A 19,540-nucleotide genomic window follows, 5' to 3' on the forward strand; every position below is an offset into this window, starting at 1 on the left:
CCAAAAAGCGATCAGTTCCCTGCCTGGGTAGGCAGGGAGCCAGTCTTGAAGATTCGCTGGGAATTGCGGGGAGTTCTGACCGGACTGGCACTGGTGGCGGTGCTCGGGATTATCCTGGTCAGCATCTCCTTTGACGTTCCCGGCCAGCGCTTGCTGCAAACGCTCCGCTTTCATATCGCCGCGACCACGCTGCTGATCGCTGTTGGCCTGGCGCTGGTGGGGGGCTGGAAACGCGCGGGGGTGGTCATGATCTTTGCCCTGGCCAGTGCCGGCGAGGGCGCCCTGATCATCCGCGACCAGCAAGCACAGCGCGCGCCGCTGCAGCAATTGCCGGTCACGGCCACCGTGGATATTCTCAGCTTCAACGTCCTCAACAGCAATCCCGACGGCGTGGCGATCGTCGAACGGGTGCTCGATCTCGCTCCCGACATCGCTATCATCATGGAATCAGCGCCGGTACGATCCGTGGCAGCGATGGATCAAGCCTATCCCCATCGCGCCGGTTGCTCGGAAGAAGGCACGGCGTGCGACCTTCTCATTTATTCCAAGACGCCGTTTACCTCCAATCGCGTCCTCCCACTGGGAGAGTTCCGCCGGTTGCGCCTGGTCATTGCCGAGACGGTGATTGAGGGCGTGGGCGTGACCATTGTCGGGCTGCACCTCACCAAACCCTATTTCGACGATCTGATGCTCGCCGAGCTTTGGCAGGCGTTCCGTGTCCTGCGGGAACTCGAGGGGCCGGTCATCCTGGCCGGCGACTTCAACGCCGCTGCGTGGTCGGACGATATTGCCGAACTGGCGGAGCGGGCGGCGCTGGTGCCGCCGCCTTCCTATCCGGCAACCTGGCCGGTAGAACTGGCCGATATCGGCGTGCCCATCGACAATCTTTTCACCCGGGGCAACGCGCTCATCACTGCCATCAACGCCATGCCGGACGCCATGGGCTCCAACCATCGCGGGCTGGTCGCCAGTGTGGCGATCCTCGGAGCGCCTTAGGCCAGCTTCGAGATAGCAACGGGAAGGGCGTCTTCCAGCGCATCGAGCGCATCGTCCTTGCCGACGCTGATGCGGATGCAGTGATCGAGCCCGGGTGCGCCGGGCTTACGGATGAAGACGCCTTGCGAGGCGAGTTCCTGCAGCACGCCCTGCGCGAAAGCGGCATCGCGGCCGGTGTCGACAGCCACGAAGTTGGTTGCCGAGGGCAGGGGCTCCATGCCGTTGGCACGCACGATGGCGCCAATGCGCGCCTTGGCGGCATTGGTGCGCTCGATGACCGACTGAAGGAATGGCTGATCCGCCAGGGCGGCGATGGCTGCGGCCTGGGCGACATTGCTGATGCCGAAATGGTCGCGGATGCGGTTGAAGGGCTCGATCAGATGCTCGGGTCCCAGGATGTAGCCGCAGCGGAGGCCGGCCATGCCATAGGCCTTAGAGAAGGTGCGCATGCGCAGGAGGTTGGCTTGGCTGAAGTCGAGCGCTGGCCGCGCGTCCTCCGGCGCAAATTCGCCATAGGCTTCGTCGAGAATGATTAGCGTAGTTTCGGGCACTGCCGCGATGAAGTCGCGCACAACGGCCGCGTCATGCCAGCTGCCCATGGGATTGTCCGGGTTGGCGAGATAGACGATGGCGGCCCCATGCTCGCGTGCCGCATGGGCAAGTGCCATCGGATTGGATCGGTAGCCGGCATAGGGGACCGTCACCAGCTGGGCGCCATAGCCGGTCACATGGTAGTTGAAGGTGGGGTAGCCCCCCAGGGAGTTGACCACCACTTGGCCGGGCTCGGCATAGAGCCGGACGGTGAGACCGAGCAGGGCGTCGACGCCAGGACCGGCGACAACCTGACCCTGCGTGCAGCCGTGGTGCCGCGCAATTGCCGCAAGCAGATCGTTGTTTTCGGGGTCGCCATAGTGCCAGCTCTCGGGTCCCGCCGCTGCCATGGCTGCGAGCGCCTTGGGCGAGGGGCCGAACGCGCTTTCATTGGCGCCGAGCCGCGCGCGAAACTTCTGCCCGAGCTGCCGCTCAATGGCTTCGGGGCCCACAAAGGGCACGGTGCTGGGGAGGCTGGCGGCGATGGCGGTGAGTCGGGGGCGGGACACGGGTGCGGCTCTCGAAAGGGGTGCTGCACTCTAGAGCGTCGAAAGCCTCTGGGGCCAGCCCCAAGCCACTGGTTTTCGCAGCTTGCTGCTGCTGGCGGACGGCGCATGGGAGTGCGGCAATGAAGTCCAGGTGGAAAGTGCAGGGAAGCGCTAGACAGGGGGGAATCCCTTTGCTAGAGAGGCGCCACTTTGGTGCCGGCGCACAATAAAGCCGGGTGCATAGCTCAGATGGTAGAGCAGCTGACTCTTAATCAGCGGGTCCAAGGTTCGAGTCCTTGTGCACCCACCAAAGTATTTCAAGCACTTAGTGGGTAGACGATACGGCGGGGTAACTGCCGATTTGAGCGCTGGGTAACGCCCGGGGTAACTGGTGCACGATCTCAGCCGATCAGCTTGGCCCCGCAGGTGACGTTACCGCCCGCTGCCGGTTGCGCTCTCCGGCGCAGCAGCAATTCCCTCACGTGACCATGCCCTCCAAACGGGCAGAGTAAGCGGGGGGCGGTAATCCCTGCATAGCACCAGCTACCGAGTTCGTTTGCTCAAGTGGGCGCGCCCCATTCGCTCCTGCAGACCCAAGTGCGTCGGACGTTGGAGTGTCCGTCCGAGATAGCCGCTCCAAGGCTCAGGAACGATATTCAGCTGTCTTGTTTGAAGAGCATTCCGCCTGCTGCACTAAGTTGTTGGCGCGCCGCAATCCTGGAACTACTCTGCAGCGCGGAACGGGAGCAAAGGAGGTCGCCATGCCCGAACTCAGCGCCACACAGCAAATCCAGTCACTCTACATCTCGCTACTCAACCGGCCCGCCGATCCAGAGGGGCTGGCATACTGGGCGAACGAACTAATGGTTAAACAGGCCCCCTCGAGTGTCATAGAGGCGATCTTGAACTCACAGGAATACGCTCAGAAAGAGCTACAGCCGAGCCCGCCCCAGCTGATTGATTCGGTGTACTTGAACTTATTCGGGCGACCCCCCGACGAAGGCGGCCGCAAATATTACCTCGAAAAGATGCAGAACCAGAAAAAGGAAGAGGTGATCAAAGAGATCATCGAAAATGCAACGGGTGTCGACGCTGCGAACAAGCAGCAGAAGGTTGAAACTGCCGAGAAGATGAGTCAGCAGCTGCAAGAGCAGCAGCAGCAGCTACAGTTCGAGCAGATCCAAAACCAGATTAAGGCGTTGCAGGAAGCGATGCAGCGCATGCAGGAGCTGCTGCAGCAAACAAACGAGAAGAACCAACCTACTCTCGACAACATCAAGGACGTCGTCAAAGAGGCAAATGAGACGATCAAGCCTGAACCGATCATCATCACCGTGCCAGGGCCGACTGAGTACGTCGAAGTGCCTGGATCGGTCGCCATCAGCCTGGGTGATACTGTCGATACGCTCGCTGTGGGTGAAGGGAAGGTCGATCTAATCGTTGCAGTTAACTCTTCCTGGCCGACCCTCTCTTCTGACTTGACGGAGGCCAATCTCGATCAAGTTGAGGGCTTCGGCGCAGATGATCACATTTCCTTAGGCGCAGCTGCGGCAGATACGCTGATCATTTTTCCGGACGAGGCCAGCAACTTCGCTGAAGCTCTCAGTTGGGCATCTGGTGCGACTGGACCAGATGAGATCACGGCTTATGTGTTCGTCGAGGAGCAAGGCAGTGCAGACTCTTGGTTGTTTCTAAGTTCTGCTGGCGTGATCGAGAACGGCGTGCAGCTGGTGGGCGGTCCCGCAGATTTCACCGAAAGCAATATTCTGACTTTTGCCTAACGGCACCTACGGCGCGATCTGGTTTCAGCTTGGTCGCGCCTCATAGGCCATCGTCTCTTTGAAACCTCGCCCTCGCTCACTCTACATCACCGCCCCTGGCAATATCGGCTCTATGGCCCATGCTGAAGCTCGTGCTTTGCTGATCAGACCTATCAAGGATGAACGCTATGGCTCGCGCACCGAACACTGAGAGCATTCCGCACCTGATCGGCGGGCGCGAGATGGAATCTATCAACTGCCCCCTCGATTTCCGCTCAGGTGGCGGCGAGCAAGGGCGCCACCAGCAGCGCATGGCCGCACCACCCTGACCGCTGGAACGGCACGCGGCAAGCCGGCTCCTTCAAGCACTTCGAACTCCTGCCGCGCCGCTGGGTCGTGGAACGTACCTTTGCCCGGCTTGGGCTGTCGGCGCCTCACTATGGACTGGGAAAGTCAATCGCAAGCGCCAGACAAGGATCTTCATCAAACCACATCCGCGTGCTCACCAGACGAATCGCGACGCATTGCTATCTCCCCATAGACTTTTAAGTCGAGCTCTTAGAGGATGATCAGCGTTTTCGTGTGAGTGTTTGGGGGAAGTGGACATGCCTGTTTTTAGAGGCACAGATGCAGTTGATAATCTGGTCGGAACGGAAGACGCAGACGGTTTCCATCGGCTGGGCAGAGGTGCTGATTGGGTCGATGGCGGGACCGGATTTGATCACGTAAATTACAAGGATGATGGTGGTGCAGTCGGGATTATTGCTGACTTCTTTTCACGCGGGAATGGCACGGTTGTAGATACTTTCGGAACCACCGACACCTTCGTCTCTGTAGAGCAGATTGAGGGCTCCGATTTCGATGATCAGTTCACATTTTCGGATGGCGCCGAGTTCAATCTTATGGCCAGCAGAGGGGCCGACCGGATCGTTATTCGAGATCATGGCTTTGGCTCAATTGATTACACCAAGTTCATAAGCGAAGAGGCTGCTGAGGTAATTCGCGATCTGAAGACGACTGTGATTGGCGTCGATGTGGATTTTGGATCCGGGCGCATCACGGAATACGACGGTTCCGTCGACATGTTCACCCCGGTAGAGAGGCTCGTGTTTCGTGGAACGAGCCTCAGTGATGTACTGAGAGGATCGGACGACGGCATCGCCACAGGCTTCTCAGGAAACCCCGGCAACGACACGATAGTTGCTGGAGACGATCTCGACTACGCAGACTTCTGGCATGAGGGTGGAGAGATTGGCTCCGGCTTCACAGTCGATCTGCGATCCGGTCGCGCCACGAATTCCGCAAACAGCGACGTTGACACCCTGGTCGATATCCGTCGTGTGGAGGGTACCGCATTCAACGACACCTTCATCGGCACGGATGCTCGAGAGCAACTTCGCGGAGCCGGTGGCAACGACATCATCAATGGGGGCGGAGGCATAGATACCACGACTTACTGGGGCTCCCGCTTCAGCGAGTTTGATTTAAGCGGCGTTGGAACCGGTATCATAACCGTGACACACCTCAACGGCGGCAGTGAGGGCGTCGACACCCTCACGAACATCGAGCGCATGTTGTTCGACGACGGAGTGCTGAGAGTCGATGTGGACGGCAATGCCGGCCAAGCTTACCGGCTCTACCAGGCAGCATTCGAGCGTACGCCCGACAATGAGGGTCTGAAATATTGGATCGGCCGCATGGACGAGGGAAACACTACTCTTGTCGACATCGCGGACAGCTTTCTGCACTCGCCCGAGTTCGTGAGTACCTACGGCACCGAGCAAACCGTCTCAAACTCCGAGTTTGTAGAGCTGCTGTACCTTCATACGCTTGGCCGGAGCTCGGATGGAGAGGGCTTCTCATATTGGGTCGATAAACTCGACGGCGGTGAGACCAACCGCCGAGATTTGGTGGCGTTCTTCTCTGAGAGCAACGAAAACAAAGCGCAGGTCGCTGGCGAGATCAGCGACGGAATATGGCTGTATTAGGATTTTGGTCGGGGCAGGGCTTCCTGCCCCGTATTGTCACGTGTGCCTTGCTCTGTGCGGGCATAGCTGTTCTCTGCTCGCAACCGTCTAGCGCTCAGCAGCCGCAACTCGATATGTGCAACGGCCGGCCAAACACTGCCGACAAGACGTGCCTCGTGGATGGCGACACCCTCTGGCTTAATGGCGAGAACATCCGGCTCAAGGACTTCGATACACCGGAGCCGCAGAGCAGCATCTGCGGAGGCGGCCACGAGAAGGCGCTTGCCTCGATGGCGAGCGCTCGAATGCTGGAGCTTCTCAACAGCAATGACTGGACGATAGAGTATTTCGGCTACGACAGCACCAGCCGCCGTCGTCGCCTGGCAACAATCCGTATAGCCGGCGAGGATGTCGGGGACATCCTGATCAGAGAGCACCTGGCTCGTAGCTGGCCTGACGGCGAGGAATGGTGGTGCCACTAAGGAAGCATTCGTCGGCAATCCTGCACCAACTTGCCCCCCTCGATTGATGGTCGGCAACGACGCTTGTCGCTGGTTCTAAGGCGTCAGCTCCCCTTCGCTGAACCTCATTTGCTTACAGCCCGCTTACGCGGGCGGAGCCTCAATGCTCAGGAAGCAACCATTTAAGTTCCTCCGAGGTTTGTAGCGCCAGCCGGGGGGCGAGAAGGAGACAACATGCACAAGATCTATCTCGCAGGTATTGCAAGCACCTGCCTGCTTGCCGCCTCAATGCCTTCTACAACCTTTGGCCAGGAACAGCGTGCGATTTCGAGTACTAACGTGGCACCAACCTGCCGAAGTGCCCTCGACATCGGTGGCACCATCACTGAGGTGGATGGGGTGGCCGCGCCTCCCTGCTGCTACGTCATTCAAGAGCAGGATTGGTATGACGCCAACAACATCCGCCTCTCCGCAACGTATCAGCGCGAAGACGGCGAAACCTACTTAACCGAACCATGCGAACTGCTTTCAGACAACCAGCTGGGGGCTGGTGCTGAAACTGGCGGTGGTGTTGCAGAAGGCACTGCGGGTGCTGGGGCACAGCCAGCCGAAATGGTTGGCGGCAGCCTTGGAGCAAATGCTGGTCAACCCCCTGAGAACCAGAATGGCGCCGGCGGCGGTGTCGCTCAGCCGAACTCCGGAGCCGCTGTAGGCAGTAGTGGTACCGGCTCGTCGGGTGGCTCGGCTAACATCGGCGGAACGGCGAATAACGGGAACGGCAATGCCTTTGCTGGCAATGGGAATGCTGGACAGGGCAATGCGTTCGCTGGCAGCGGCAATGCTGGACAAGGCAATGCTGGCCAAGGGGGCGGGCAGCCAGGCGAGATCGGCAATCCGGGCAATCGAAAAGACGTGGGCCGGGCCGGTGAAGCTCCGAATGGCGATACAGCAGGCTTCAAGCCTCAGCCCGGCGAGAAGGGTAAGTCCGACTGAGCTGAACAATTACGGCGCCCCTTTACAGAAGGGGCGTCGTCTTCGAGTTCTTCCTCAATCTGCCGGTTTTTTGATCTGCATCAGCTATTTGTCAGCATCGCTGCGGTATAGCCGTCGCCATGCACAACTCACCAGTTCTACCCAGAGACCTCCCGCCCAGCATAACTGACTGGGCTAGCGCCCTTCGTGCACTCCAAGTCACCGAGAGAGATGACGTGCTTTGCGGATCACAGGCCAGGCCAAACCTTGCCGGGCCGCTGACGACGCGCCCGCAGCGTAAGCGGCGCAAGCCGGTCGGAAAGCAGGTCCTTAGGATTGGTGACGCTATCTGCAGCACTTCGGAGCGAACGATAATCTGCGCTGCTCCTCCGCCGCCCTCCCCAATTAGAACCCCACACAGCCCTCTTGAGTGTTCAGGTCCGGGTGATAGATGACGAAGCTCTTGCCTTCGTCGGCCTTGGCCTCTGCCTCGTCTCGAGGTAGCCACTCGGTGAACGATACGCGCGAATATGGGTCGCCCGGAATGTCGGTGGTGACCAGACAAACAAATTCTACCTCCATGGGTATGACCAATTTCGGGTCATAGACCTTCTCCATCTGTCCTGGGGCATGGATCTTTGGCGCCTGCCCCGGTGCTCCCATCTTCTTCGCCTGTCCCGGAGGCGTCTGATGTCCCTGCTTGTGGTGGGCGGAGGCGGAGGCGGTCAACGTCAGTGTCAGCGAGATGGCCAAGGCGAAGGATCGACGCATCGTAAAGTCCTCTAAACTGAAACGGCCCCGAACGGGAGGATCGGGGCCGAAGGAGACTGTGTGGAGGTCAGTCGCGCCGCTAATCCTTGAACTCAGGTTTCGGTTCCGCCTTCGGCACCGGCCCGTAGGACTCGTCCTTTCACAACTGGATACGCCGCTCCCCTGCAGGCCGTCTGATCACCGTGTGGCCAACGTCATCGGAGTTGGCGTACCTCTCCCGCACCCGGAAGAAGTTCGGGCTGCCGCAATGCGGGCACCGGGTGTCAGGCGACATGGAAAACTGACCCCCTGACGACATGAAGAACTGACCCCTTTCGTTAGAAAGGAGGTCACATGAACCAGACAACATCGCAGGATCATTCGCGGGGAGAAGTCTCGCGGAGGGTGGAGATGCGAACGCCTGAAGAAGTGTCGGCGATGCTGGCGCTGAAGGCACGAGGATGGGGATCGAAGCGGATTGCACACGAGCTTGGATGTTCACGTAACACTGTAAAACGCTGGCTCAGCGAAGGAGGCTGGCGGGCGATGGAGCCGGTCACTCGATCCAAATCGCTCGATGGTTTGGAAGACTGGCTGGCTGAGCGCTTTCGACGGCACGCTGGCAATGCCGATGTGGTGCGGCAGGAGCTCGCGGCCGAGAAAGGCATCTCGGCCAGCCTGCGGACTGTGGAGCGAGCAGTCGCTCCATTGCGCCAAGCCATGCGAGCCGAGGCAAGGGCCACGGTCCGGTTCGAGACCAGACCTGGTCAACAACTGCAGATCGACTTTGGCGAACGACGAGTCGAGATTGGGGGCGCGACGCACAAGGTATTCTTCTTCGTTGCCACCTTGGGATATTCGCGGCGCGTGCATGTACGTGCCTTCACAGGCGAGAGGCAGGAGCATTGGTTCGAAGGGATGGAGGGGGCATTCCGCACCTTCGGCGGCGTGCCCGAAGAAGTCCTGCTCGATAATGCCCGAGCCCTGATCACCCATCATGATCCCGCTTCCCGTGAGGTGGTGATCAACTCGCGCCTGCATGCATTCGCGCGGCATTGGGGCTTCCGAGTGCGAGCTTGTGCACCCTACCGAGCCCGCACCAAGGGCAAGGATGAACGTGGCGTCGGTTACGTGAAGCACAATGCCATTGCGGGGCGCAGCTTCCCCACCTTCGCCGCGCTCGAGGGGCACCTGGACCGATGGGTGCGGGAGATTGCAGATGTGCGTATCCATGGCACGACCGGTGAGCCACCGCGGCTGCGCTTTGAACGCGATGAAGCCCATCGCCTGAAGCCCCTTGCTGGCATTACTCCCTTCCTGGCAAGCCGCGATCTGGTGCGGCGGGTCTCGTCAGACTGTGCGGTCGAAGTTGATGGAAACGCCTACTCGGTACCATGGCGGCTGATAGGTGAGCGGGTCAGCATCGCCGTTACAGGCACGGATCTGCGCGTCAGCCATGCCGGGCTGGAGGTGGCTCGGCATCAGCTGCGGACCGGCCGGCATGGTCGCTTCGTTGATGCAGAGCACTTTGCCGGCATTGCAGGAGGTCCCCGTCAGTCCCCCGTCGTTACAACGCCACCGCCCACTCTGCTGCGCCCGCTCAGCGAGTATGAAGCTGTTGCGGGAGGGAGTTGGTGATGGTGCCCGACATGCATGAGCATCTGGAGCAGATGCTGACCCGCCTCAAGCTGACAGCAATACGCGACCAGTTGGACAACCTTATCGATGAAGCTGGTCGCCGGGAGCTGACCATCCGAGAGGCCTTGGCCATGTTGTGCGAGAGGGAGATTGCTCGCAAGGACCAACGCCGAATCGAGATGAGCTTCGGTCTGGCTCGCTTCCCCTTCGTGCGCGACATCGCCAGCTTCGACTTCGACGCCCAGCCTTCTCTCGACAAGGCTCAGGTGCGCGAACTCTCCACTGGCCGCTTCGTCGCAAACGGAGAGGCCGTCCTGCTGCTCGGTCCACCAGGGGTCGGGAAGACCCACCTGGCCGTTGCCATCGGCAGGGAAGTCATCGTTGCGGGGTACACCGTGCTGTTCGTCCCTGCCACCACCATGGTAGCCGCACTCGCCAAAGCGCATGCCGAAGGCAGACTGGAAGAGAAGCTGGCCCAGTTGGCCAAGCCGAAGCTGCTGATCGTTGACGAGCTTGGCTATCTACCCTTCGAACCCGACGCCGCGCATCTGTTCTTCCAACTGGTGAGCCGTCGCTACGAACGGGGTGCCATGTTGATCACATCCAACCGATCGGTCGGCGAGTGGGGAACTGTGTTCGGCGATGCGGTCGCTGCCACGGCCATCCTCGATCGACTGCTGCACCACTCGCACATCATCACCATCCGTGGTGAAAGCTATCGACTTCGAGAAAAGCGCCGAAGCGGCATCTTGAAGACGCCGCTATCCACCGCTGGAATAACACCAACTCACAGCCAGCAGGGGGTCAGTTCGGCGTGACGCAAAGGGGTCAGTTCCTGATGTCGCTGGACACCGGGGGCCGAATAGCTCCTCAACGAACAGGTTCGGGTGGTAACCGCACTCGATGAGGTCGCTGGCGAGGTAGTGGCGCAACCGCCGACACAACTTGCACCGGGCGATTATTAGCATCTGGGCGGCAGCGGCTTGGCCCAGCCGTGTCCTGTAGTTCAGGCCAGACCGTCGCGTCTTACTTTTCAGCGCCGGACCATAGCGGGGAGGCTTTGCTCTTGAGAGCCTTGCGGACCCGGTTCGCCTTGGCCCCGGCGCTGCAACAGGTCCGTCTTGAGGGACGGATCCGCAGCCTTTTGGTGGCGGATCTCTCTGTGAGGCCCGCCGTAACGTCAACGTGATGGAACTCCGTGGCAAGTGATTTGAAAAGGAGCACGAATGCCCGCATTTGCGGCGCCGTCCTTGCCGGCTCTTAACGAATTGGTGGGGCAATAGAGACCTCCGCTAAAACTTCGAGGCCCCGGAACTGAACATGTCTGATTACGAATTTACAGGCGCCAAATGGGGTGCTCCATCGCTAGGGGCGAGCGGCGGCCAAGTCACCTGGAGTTTCGCCAAGCTGGCAGGCGCCTTCTACAGCTTTGACGCTGCGATTACGCAGGTGACATACCAGAACCTGATTAGGGACGCCTTCCAAGCCTGGGAAGATGTTGCCAACATCGATTTTGTGGAGGTCGCCGATAGCTCAACTTCGCAGATCCGTCTCGGTTGGGATGCGATAGACGGGCGATACAACACCATTGGTGAAGCAACCTACAGCTACTGGTATGGGAGCGAATTCAATCAGCTCGCCAAATCAGAAATCCGCTTTGACACGGCGGAAGTTTGGTCAACAGCCAAGCACTACGTCGCCGGAACTATCAACTTCTACGCCGTTGCGGTACATGAGATTGGTCATGCTTTGGGCTTGGGGCACACCGATGAGCGGGACGCAATTATGTTCCCAACCGTTGGGACACGGGTCGCTCTGTCATCCGGTGACATGGCCGGCGCACAGGCTCTTTACGGATCAAGTCTGGCAGCAACAGCGCCGACAGCAGTTGCGTTCAACGGGTCGGCTGATGCTGATGTTTATGTTGGCACAAGTGCTAACGAAATCATCCTCGGCAACGGCGGCAATGATCGGCTAACCGGCGGCGGCGGCAACGACCACATCGACGGCGGGGCGGGTGTAGACACAGCCGTTTACGGCGGCATATTGAACCAGTTTCGATTATCGCCGGACAGCGTCGGCGGCGTAACCATAGTGGATTTGCGGACCGGCTCCCCTGAGGGAACTGACACCTTAACGAGTATTGAGCGCGTTGAATTCCGCGATGGAACGCTGGCTTTAGATATCAGCGGCACCGCTGGCGAAGCGTACCGGTTGTATCAAGCCGCATTCGACCGCGTCCCAGATAATGAAGGCCTAAGATACTGGATCGGCCGCATGGACGAAGGGGACACTACCCTAGTGGATATCGCCGATAGCTTTCTGCACTCCCCAGAATTTGTGAGAACGTTCGGCAGCGAGCAGACAGTCTCGGATGCTGATTTCGTTGGGCTGCTATACACTCACGCCCTCGGCCGCGAGCACGACCAAAGTGGCTACAACTACTGGGTGGGCAAGCTCGGCGATGGCGAGACCAATCGTCGGGACCTCCTAGCCTTCTTCTCGGAAAGTGATGAGAACAAGGCCCAGGTCTTCGACACAATCAGTGACGGCATTTGGCTCTATTAAGGACGGCTTCGTCACGGCGCACTTTCCAGCATAGTCTATTGAGTTCTCTGATGGTTGAATTGTAAGCGCATAGCCGAGAATAGCCGAGGCCGTTATTGGCTGAAGCTCCAGGGCATCAGGTCGGCGATTTGGCTGTTTGGCCAACCAGCGGCGATGCGCTCGAGCGTTTGGGTCAGCCAGGCTTGTGGATCGACGCCGTTCATCTTGGCCGTAGTCAGCAGCGTAGCGATTGTGGCCCATGCCCGTCCGCCGCCATCAGAGCCAGCGAAGAGCGCATTCTTGCGGGTAATGGTCTGCGGACGGATTGCCCGTTCGACGATGTTGGAGTCGATCTCGATACGACCATCGGTGAGGAAGCGCTCGAGAGCGGCACGTCGGCTTAAGACGTAGCGGATGATCTCGGCCAGCTTGGATTTACCCGATAGACGCGGCAGCTCCCGATCCAGCATGGCGAACAGCTCGGTGACGATGGGGCGGGAGCGTTCTGCCCGGATGCTGGCGCGCAGGTCGGCACTATGGCCCCGGATATCGTCTTCGATGGCCCAGAGCGGCGCCATGGCCTTGACCACGGCACTGGTAAAGGGCGAGCCATCGCTGGCATGCAGATCAAAGAACTTGCGCCGCGCATGATGGTATGGACGCCCCCTTCCGCGGCATCGCGCAGAGGGGCACCATAGGGCTTCATCAGAGTGAAGGAGGGTACCATGCCAAACGCAGTTCACGTAGTTGGCCTCGATATTGCCAAGTCCGTCTTTCAAGTTCATTGCGCCGATGAGCGCGGTAGAGTGGTAGTCAGGCGCCAGCTCAAGCGCGAGCAGGTCGAGCCTTTCTTCCAGGCTCTACCAGCCTGCCTCGTTGCTCTTGAGGCCTGCCCGGGTGCACATTATTGGGGCCGGCTGTTGCGCAGCATTGGACACGATGTGCGGTTGATCCCTGCGCAATATGTACGGCCCTATGTCAAGACCAACAAGAATGATGCCGCCGATGCGGAGGCCATCTGCGAAGCGGTAACGCGACCCACGATGCGTTTTGTTCCGATCAAGGAGGAGATGCAGCAGGAGGTCCTGGTCATTCACCGCGTCCGGGAGATGCTCATCCGCCAACGCACCCAGCTCATCAATGCGATCCGAGGCCATCTGGCCGAATTTGGCGTCATCGGGCCGAACCGAGCTCACAACATCGGCTTGTTGACCGTGATGATCGAAGATGAAAGCGAGACCCGCATCCCGTCGGTGGCGCGACATGCGTTACGATATCTTGTCAGCCAGCTTCGTGAGATCAAAACCAAGCTAGTCCAAATCGATGACGATCTTGCTCTGGTGGCGAAGTCCTCTGAGGCTTGCCGCCGCTTGATGACAATCCCTGGCGTCGGCGTCATCACGGCCAGTGCCCTTGTTGCTTCCATGCGTGATCCAAGCGACTTCGCATCAGGGCGCCACTTTGCCGCTTGGCTTGGGCTCGTGCCCAGACAGCATTCAACGGGGGGCAAAGAACAGCTCGGTGGGATCAGCAAGCGCGGCGACGGATATCTGCGAAAACTGCTAATTCATGGCAGTCGCTCAATCATGCGATGGAAGGGTCGCTCCTGGACATGGCTAGCTCAGCTACGTGATCGCCGACCCGCGAATGTCGCAGCAGTTGCCATCGCCAATAAAACAGCCCGAGTAGTTTGGGCGTTGCTGCGGTTCGGCGGAATTTATGGTCAGCCCGTACAAAGGGCCGCGTGACACCGAGGTAGTGCAGTTCTGCCTGGAAACGGGCTGAAGCGGTTGCGAGGACAGAAAAGCGTGTGATGGCAAGCCGGGCGTTCCGGGACCAGGTGAACCCGTTGGGCGCATCGAACTTCGAGTTCGCGCAGTGTGATTGGGGTCTGGTTCGCGGATATTCCATCAAGGCCGGTGACGCAGGGTGCGTCACAACACGAGAGGCCGAATAGATGACTGCAGCCGCAGGCTCCGCCAGAAACGCGTGAAAAGTTCTTGCAAAACCGGGGGCGTCCATAGATGGGCCCAGCACCCGGCCAGGGTCATGGCGTCGTTGGCGCCACGATCCTTGCCCAGCCGGTTATAGGCCGCATATCCGTCCACCTGCAGGATCCCGCGATAGCCATCGAGGTGCCGGGCGACGCAGTCACCCGATCGACTGTCCTCAAAGCGATAGGCCACCATAGGTGGTCCTGATCCGCCGAACGGCCGATCGTCACGGGCATAGGCCCAGAGCCAAGCCGTTTTCACCTTCCCGGCTCCCGGTGCCAACGTCGGCAACCGAGTCTCGTCGGCAAAGACGCGCTCGCCCTGTTTGATGGTGTGCAGCACATATTGGGCCAGCGGCTCGAGCTCGAAGCCGAGCCGCCCCATCCACTGGGCCATCAGTGAGCGGTCCAGTTCCACGCCATCACGGGCGTAGATCTCTTCCTGCCGGTAGAGCGGCAACCCGTCGGCATACTTGCTGACCGCAATTTGGGCCAGCAGCGTCTCGGTGGGGATGCCGCCAGCAATCAGGTGATCGGGTGCCAGCGCCTGCACGATGCGGTCTTCGCCGTCAGCCAGTCGGTAGGCGTATTTTGGACGGCGAGTGACGATGACGCGGAACTTGGCCGGGGTCACGTCAAGGCGTTCGGAGACGTCTTCGCCGATCCGGATGGCTTCGAGGCCGACGCAATCGGCCGGCACCTCGGGTTCGATGACCTGCTCGATGCGTTCCAGGTGCGGGGCAAAGCCCTTGCGTGGCCGCGAGGGACGCGGAGTGGCGCCACCCTTGTCACGTGCCTCCAGCCCAGCCTTGATCTCCTCTATGCCGGTTTCGATCTCGTCGAAGACGAAGGCCATCTGCTCGTCATCGAGCGGATCGTGCCGCAACCGCTCCGAGCGCGTGCCATATTGGGCACGCTGCAGCATAGCGACGATCGAGGTCAGTCGCGCGATGCGCTCGTCAGCCGTGGCGTTGATGACCTTGAGTTCGGCGATCTCGGCATGGGCAGCAGCGATCATCGCCTTGAGGGCGTCAACGTCATCGGGAAGCTGCTGCGGATCGGCCGGAACCATGGGTAAATAATGGCACAAAACGGCCCGGATTGCCTCCGTTTTTGCGCCTGTGAGTCAGTCTGCCGCAGGCTTTTACCCAGCAGATTGGGGGCGGCTCACCGGCACCGAGCGCACCCGCTTCCAGTCCATTCCATCCACCAGAGCCAGTAGCTGAGCCTGGCTCAGTTGCACCCGGCTGTTGCCGATCCGCGGCCAGCAGAACGCCGCCTTTTCCAACCGCTTGGCGTAAAGGCACAAGCCGGTCCCATCCCACCAGACGATCTTGATCCGATCTGCTCGCCTGGCGCGAAACACATAGAGCGAACCGTTGAACGGATCGGCTCCGGCATCGCGAACCAGACCGACAAGCCCATCTGGTCCTTTTCTGAAGTCCACCGGTTGACTGGCCAGGAACACCTTCACGCCCGAGGGGATCATGTCGACCGGACGGCGCGAAGCACACGGCGCAAATGATCCTCATCAACATCAGCGCCGACCCGGACCAGCATGCCATCTACGAAAAGCTCGATGGCCGTGCCGTCCGCCATTCCGGTTCCCGTCGCGCTCCTGCTCACCCGTTTTACCTCGCCCTTGTCCGCCGCCTCGGATCGCCAGCCGAACAGCTGCGATGGCAATATCCCGATCTCACGCGCGAGCGCCGACACGTTCGCACCCGGTTCCAGACTCCGAGCGACCATCGCGGCCTTGAACTCGTCCGACCACCGGCGCCGGCGTGCTACAGGAGCGCCTTCCAGACGATCCGGAACAGCCTCGATCAGATGGAAACTTCTATCCGCACGCATAGTCGCAGACATAGAACATGACACCCGCCACCAATAAGAGAGTGCCGAATACCGCCGCCTCGATCGGTTGAACACACGGGGTCAGCTTGGCGCTTACGTTGAATTGCGCCGCCTGCCCGGTTGTGGCTCTATGCGTACGGGCTAGGAGACCAAGACCAGAGATGCAGGTGAACGTGTTCATTGCGCACCACTCTGGCGAGGAACCAGAGCTGCTGGTGCTGCCGTATGGGCCCATGGCTGCCATCCCACGTCACCTGCAGAAAATCGACTGGCGGCACATGGCAGTGACCGGAGCGGGCGATAGGCTGCTCGGAGCGACCGAGGACAAGATCAAAGCCGAGATAGCGATCAGTGGGTATGCCATAGTGAGGCCGACCGGCTAGTTCTCATTGCGATGGTATGGCGATAAACGGCACCTTCGCCAGCGCAGCCGTTCGCTCCTGCTCACGGTTCAGGTCTACAGCTGCGCTGAAGGTCATCCCGGACACCAATAAGGCGATTGCGCCCAAGCTAAGTTGCGCCCAGCGCCGCCTAAAGCCCTCCGGCCAGGCTATGGCGACCTGAAGGGTGCCAACCACAAACAGCAAAAAGGAGACGAGCAGTAGAAGAACCATGTATCTTAGCCAGAACTCCCTGGAGCACTAGAGACGGCATCCACTCAATGCCGCAAGGCACCTGGTGGAAAGGAGGTTCCGCCGATGCGGGCAGTTGGCCGCCCCGTTGAAGAGGCAGAGTTGTAAAAAAAGCCCCGCTGCAAGCGGGACCTTGGCTTAGGAGCCGTCGATGCGGCAGCTAAGGATCAAAGCACAAAGTCGGATGCTTCTAAATTGTGTAAACCGATGATCTCAATCTTAGTGTGGTTTACCACACTGTTGCTGGAGGTGTTTTGCCCTATCACGTAGGTATTTCCGTTCTCGTGATAGTACCTGACTTCCATCTCAGCTACGGCATTACCCTGTCCCCTGAAAGCAAAGGTTTTCACGGCATCTATTGCGCTCAAATCGATGAGATCGTCAGAATCCCAGTCGCGAATTGTGTCCATGCTAGTGGGGGTACTTTCATCGAATTGGCCCCCAAAGGTAAATCGGTCGGCGCCGAACTGTCCCAGCAGCTGGTCAGCACCCAAGCCCCCATGAAGGAGGTCATTTCCGGATCCGCCATACAGGTGGTCGTCCCCGTCGCCGCCGTAAAGCTCGTCAGAACCTGAGCCGCCGGATAGATAGTCTGCTCCGCCATACCCGAAGATGTCGTCGTTACCAGCCCCGCCATATAAGGTGTCGACGAAGGTCGGGGAGCCAGACTGAACCCCGTTTAAGGTCTCTCCGGCTGGATTTCCTAAATGGTCCCAATCGTTTGAGCCGAGTACTGAGATTGATGTCTCAGAGATCTGGATGTTTGTATCTTTCGCAAACGCCTGCAGTTTGACCTGATAGTTGGCTCCTGCATTTAGGGCAGAGGTGCCGTTGTACCAATGCAACGCCTGGATGTTCTGCGTCACGTAACCATTGCCGCCATCGTCGCGGATGATCGTTGAGGGGTCACTATCGAGGACCCATTCGTCGGGTGAGTTCTCCTGGTTGGCTGTTGGATTGCCAGTCTCCTGGCGGAGTAAGGTGAAGGACTTGAAGTTGGTGCCAAGCCCCGCGTCGGTGTCGATCAGCAGTTTGAAGTCAAAGGTGCTCAAGTCGAAAACGTTGGTGTCGTCGTCGTTGAGATCATTAACGCCAGCCGAGTAGGCAAAGCGGACGTTCGCGCCTGGATTGACCCAATATGTCGCAAGCCCCGGGTCATAAGTGAGATAGGTGACATCAGCAGGGTCGCCCGCTAACCGCACGTCGAGCGCCAGCTCGATGTCAGCGGGGCCCAGAAAGGCAACACTGCGAGACATGCCGTCAGCCGGGTTCCCAATTCCAGCATAGAGTTCCCCGCGGCCGTCTATTGGCCCTGCTCCGGGTCCAAAGGTTCCAAACAGTGGCCCATAGTTCAGCTTGTTCACAGCGAACGTCAGCGCTTGACTGGCAGAGCTAACGTTCCCAGCACTGTCAGTTGCCGTCGCAGAAAGGCTGTACGGTCCCTTCGGATCGAGCTTGCCAATGGCCCAAGTCCAATTGCCGGCGCTGTCGGCTGTTGTTGTATGGATCAGGTCGTGACCATTATAGATTTTGACTGTGGATAGTGCCTCTGCCTGTCCTGACATTACCAGGTCGGCTTGGTCGGATTTTACGCCAGTCGGACCATCGCTTATAGTCGGCGCGGTTGGTGGGGCTGTATCCGGGGTAGGGCCGGTTGGCCCACCTGGGTTTAGAGGTGGCTCGGTTTGTCTGAACAGGGTTTGCGTGTTCGCTAAGTGGACTAGGGCCCTGGTTATGCCGCTGCCTGGATTGGCAACAGCGCGTTGAAGTAAGCCTCGTCCGGAGTCATGCCGTCAAGGCTCGAGTGGGGCCGGTGGCCGTTGTAAAAGGCCAGGTATCGACCAATCGAGGCCCGCGCTTCCGCGACGGTATCGTAGGCGCGCAGATAGACCTCCTCGTACTTAATCGAGCGCCAGAGCCGCTCGACAAAGACGTTGTCGCGCCACGAGCCCCGGCCGTCCATGCTGATGGCGATACCATTGTCGCGCAGCAGGCTAGTGAAGGCCTGGCTGGTGAACTGGCTGCCCTGATCGCTGTTAAAGATCTCGGGCGCGCCATGGTGGCGCATCGCCTCTTCAACCGCCTCGATGCAGAAGCCCACATCCATGCTGATCGAAAGCCGCCAGGATAGCACCCGCCGGCTGAACCAGTCCACGACGGCGGTCAGGTAGACAAAGCCGCGCGCCATGGGAATGTAGGTAATATCTATGGCCCAGACCTGGTTGGGTTGCGTCACCGCCAACTTGCGCAGGAGGTAGGGATAGACCTTGTGGCCTGGTGACGGTTTTGAGGTATTGGGCCGGCGGTAGATCGCCTGGATTCCCATGCGCTTCATCAGCGTGGATACGCGCAGCCGGCCGACAGCAAGCCCTTCCCTCGCCAGCATATCCCGCAACATACGGGCACCAGCGAACGGGTAATCCAGATGTAGCTCATCGATCCGGCGCATCAGCGCCAGGTCACTGGGCGATACCGGACGGGGCCGGTAATAGACGCTGCTCCGGCTGATGTTGAGCACCTGCGCCTGCCGGCTCACCGGCAGATCATGGTCGTGGTCGATCATCGCTTTACGCTCAGCAGGCCCGCCTTGCTGAGCGCACCTTCCAAAAGATCGTTCTCCAGCGTCAGCTGGCCAATCTTGGCATGCAGCGTTTTCACATCCACAGCCGGGACGGATGGTTCGGTGCGAGCGTCGCCGCCGAACACATCAGCCGCCCCCTCAAGCAGTTGGCTGCGCCACTGCGTGATCTGGTTGGCATGCACATCGAACTGCTGTGCCAACTCGGCAAGGGTCTTCTCGCCCTTGAGCGCCGCCAGGGCCACCTTCGCCTTAAATGCCGGTGTGTGGTTGCGGCGGGGTCGTCTCGTCATGGTCTCTCCTGTTCGCAGCC

General features: G+C 59.7%; 17 protein-coding genes, 1 tRNA gene and 3 pseudogenes. 13 read left to right on the forward strand and 8 right to left on the reverse strand.

Features of this window, described 5'->3' with window-relative positions; genetic code table 11:
• The first annotated feature begins 45 nt into the window (after nt 1-45).
• Nucleotides 46-996, forward strand: a complete 951-nt coding sequence (locus QOV41_RS07360; RefSeq protein WP_284580508.1) for an endonuclease/exonuclease/phosphatase family protein — start codon at nt 46-48, stop codon at nt 994-996.
• On the opposite strand, the gene QOV41_RS07365 is transcribed toward QOV41_RS07360, so the two are convergent.
• The gene (locus QOV41_RS07365; protein WP_284580509.1) at nt 993-2,096 is read right to left on the reverse strand and encodes a pyridoxal phosphate-dependent aminotransferase; all 1,104 of its coding nucleotides are present in this window, start codon (nt 2,094-2,096) and stop codon (nt 993-995) included. The two genes, QOV41_RS07360 and QOV41_RS07365, sit on opposite strands and share 4 nt — an antisense overlap.
• 213 nt (nt 2,097-2,309) lie before the next feature.
• Between QOV41_RS07365 and QOV41_RS07370 the strand changes: the two genes are divergently transcribed.
• The 7 genes and pseudogenes from QOV41_RS07370 (at nt 2,310) to QOV41_RS07400 (ending at nt 7,256) form a co-directional block, all read left to right on the forward strand.
• Nucleotides 2,310-2,385, forward strand: a tRNA-Lys gene (locus QOV41_RS07370).
• A 451-nt stretch (nt 2,386-2,836) separates the two neighbouring features.
• Entirely contained in the window at nt 2,837-3,856 is a 1,020-nt protein-coding gene (locus QOV41_RS07375; protein WP_284580510.1) for a DUF4214 domain-containing protein, read from the forward strand.
• A 167-nt stretch (nt 3,857-4,023) separates the two neighbouring features.
• Nucleotides 4,024-4,164 (forward strand): hypothetical protein, encoded by a 141-nt coding sequence (locus tag QOV41_RS07380; protein WP_284581435.1) that lies wholly within the window; start codon nt 4,024-4,026, stop codon nt 4,162-4,164.
• A 34-nt stretch (nt 4,165-4,198) separates the two neighbouring features.
• Nucleotides 4,199-4,384, forward strand: a pseudogene (locus QOV41_RS07385) (transposase); the annotation flags it as partial.
• 56 nt (nt 4,385-4,440) lie between these two features.
• Nucleotides 4,441-5,823 carry a DUF4214 domain-containing protein gene (locus QOV41_RS07390; protein WP_284580511.1) on the forward strand — a complete coding sequence of 461 codons (1,383 nt, stop codon included), beginning with the start codon at nt 4,441-4,443 and terminating at the stop codon, nt 5,821-5,823.
• Nucleotides 5,824-5,978: 155 nt separating this feature from the next.
• Nucleotides 5,979-6,284 (forward strand): thermonuclease family protein, encoded by a 306-nt coding sequence (locus QOV41_RS07395; protein ID WP_284580512.1) that lies wholly within the window; start codon nt 5,979-5,981, stop codon nt 6,282-6,284.
• Nucleotides 6,285-6,497: 213 nt separating this feature from the next.
• The gene (locus QOV41_RS07400) at nt 6,498-7,256 is read left to right on the forward strand and encodes a hypothetical protein (protein WP_284580513.1); all 759 of its coding nucleotides are present in this window, start codon (nt 6,498-6,500) and stop codon (nt 7,254-7,256) included.
• Between the two features lie 384 nt (nt 7,257-7,640).
• On the opposite strand, the gene QOV41_RS07405 is transcribed toward QOV41_RS07400, so the two are convergent.
• Nucleotides 7,641-8,006, reverse strand: a complete 366-nt coding sequence (locus QOV41_RS07405; RefSeq protein ID WP_284580514.1) for a hypothetical protein — start codon at nt 8,004-8,006, stop codon at nt 7,641-7,643.
• Between the two features lie 333 nt (nt 8,007-8,339).
• On the opposite strand from QOV41_RS07405, the gene istA reads away from it, so the two are divergent.
• From istA to QOV41_RS07420, 3 genes are all read left to right on the forward strand, one after another.
• Nucleotides 8,340-9,623, forward strand: coding sequence for an IS21 family transposase (gene istA / locus QOV41_RS07410; protein ID WP_415926752.1), 1,284 nt, complete (start codon nt 8,340-8,342; stop codon nt 9,621-9,623).
• Nucleotides 9,623-10,441 carry an IS21-like element helper ATPase IstB gene (gene istB / locus QOV41_RS07415; RefSeq protein ID WP_284581215.1) on the forward strand — a complete coding sequence of 273 codons (819 nt, stop codon included), beginning with the start codon at nt 9,623-9,625 and terminating at the stop codon, nt 10,439-10,441. The genes istA and istB overlap by 1 nt, the downstream gene beginning before the upstream one ends.
• A gap of 502 nt (nt 10,442-10,943) precedes the next feature.
• Complete coding sequence (locus tag QOV41_RS07420) at nt 10,944-12,191, forward strand: DUF4214 domain-containing protein (RefSeq protein ID WP_284580515.1); 1,248 nt, start codon at nt 10,944-10,946, stop codon at nt 12,189-12,191.
• A 92-nt stretch (nt 12,192-12,283) separates the two neighbouring features.
• Here the strand turns inward: QOV41_RS07420 and QOV41_RS07425 are convergent.
• Nucleotides 12,284-12,826 (reverse strand): annotated as a pseudogene (locus QOV41_RS07425) (IS66 family transposase); the annotation flags it as partial.
• A gap of 69 nt (nt 12,827-12,895) precedes the next feature.
• On the opposite strand from QOV41_RS07425, the gene QOV41_RS07430 reads away from it, so the two are divergent.
• The gene (locus QOV41_RS07430) at nt 12,896-13,918 is read left to right on the forward strand and encodes an IS110 family RNA-guided transposase (protein WP_284577211.1); all 1,023 of its coding nucleotides are present in this window, start codon (nt 12,896-12,898) and stop codon (nt 13,916-13,918) included.
• A gap of 276 nt (nt 13,919-14,194) precedes the next feature.
• Here the strand turns inward: QOV41_RS07430 and tnpC are convergent.
• From tnpC to QOV41_RS07445, 3 genes and pseudogenes are all read right to left on the reverse strand, one after another.
• Nucleotides 14,195-15,235, reverse strand: a pseudogene (tnpC, locus tag QOV41_RS07435) (IS66 family transposase); the annotation flags it as partial.
• A 72-nt stretch (nt 15,236-15,307) separates the two neighbouring features.
• Nucleotides 15,308-15,652, reverse strand: coding sequence for an IS66 family insertion sequence element accessory protein TnpB (gene tnpB, locus QOV41_RS07440; RefSeq protein ID WP_284580516.1), 345 nt, complete (start codon nt 15,650-15,652; stop codon nt 15,308-15,310).
• The gene (locus QOV41_RS07445; protein WP_415926753.1) at nt 15,649-16,029 is read right to left on the reverse strand and encodes a transposase; all 381 of its coding nucleotides are present in this window, start codon (nt 16,027-16,029) and stop codon (nt 15,649-15,651) included. Before QOV41_RS07445 ends, tnpB begins: the two co-directional genes overlap by 4 nt.
• Before the next feature lie 155 nt (nt 16,030-16,184).
• On the opposite strand from QOV41_RS07445, the gene QOV41_RS07450 reads away from it, so the two are divergent.
• On the forward strand, nt 16,185-16,400 hold the full coding sequence (locus QOV41_RS07450; protein ID WP_284580517.1) for a hypothetical protein: 216 nt from the start codon (nt 16,185-16,187) through the stop codon (nt 16,398-16,400).
• Between the two features lie 416 nt (nt 16,401-16,816).
• On the opposite strand, the gene QOV41_RS07455 is transcribed toward QOV41_RS07450, so the two are convergent.
• On the reverse strand, nt 16,817-18,385 hold the full coding sequence (locus QOV41_RS07455) for a calcium-binding protein (protein ID WP_350151127.1): 1,569 nt from the start codon (nt 18,383-18,385) through the stop codon (nt 16,817-16,819).
• Nucleotides 18,382-19,520, reverse strand: a protein-coding gene (locus QOV41_RS07460; RefSeq protein WP_284580518.1) for an IS3 family transposase whose coding sequence is annotated in 2 segments (ribosomal slippage) — nt 18,382-19,259 and nt 19,259-19,520 — 1,140 coding nt in all. Because the reading frame shifts where the segments join, the coding sequence is not laid out codon by codon here. The genes QOV41_RS07455 and QOV41_RS07460 overlap by 4 nt, the downstream gene beginning before the upstream one ends.
• Nucleotides 19,521-19,540: the final 20 nt, after the last annotated feature.

Source organism: Devosia sp. RR2S18, from assembly GCF_030177755.1.
GTDB classification, from domain to species: Bacteria; Pseudomonadota; Alphaproteobacteria; order Rhizobiales; family Devosiaceae; genus Devosia; species Devosia rhizosphaerae.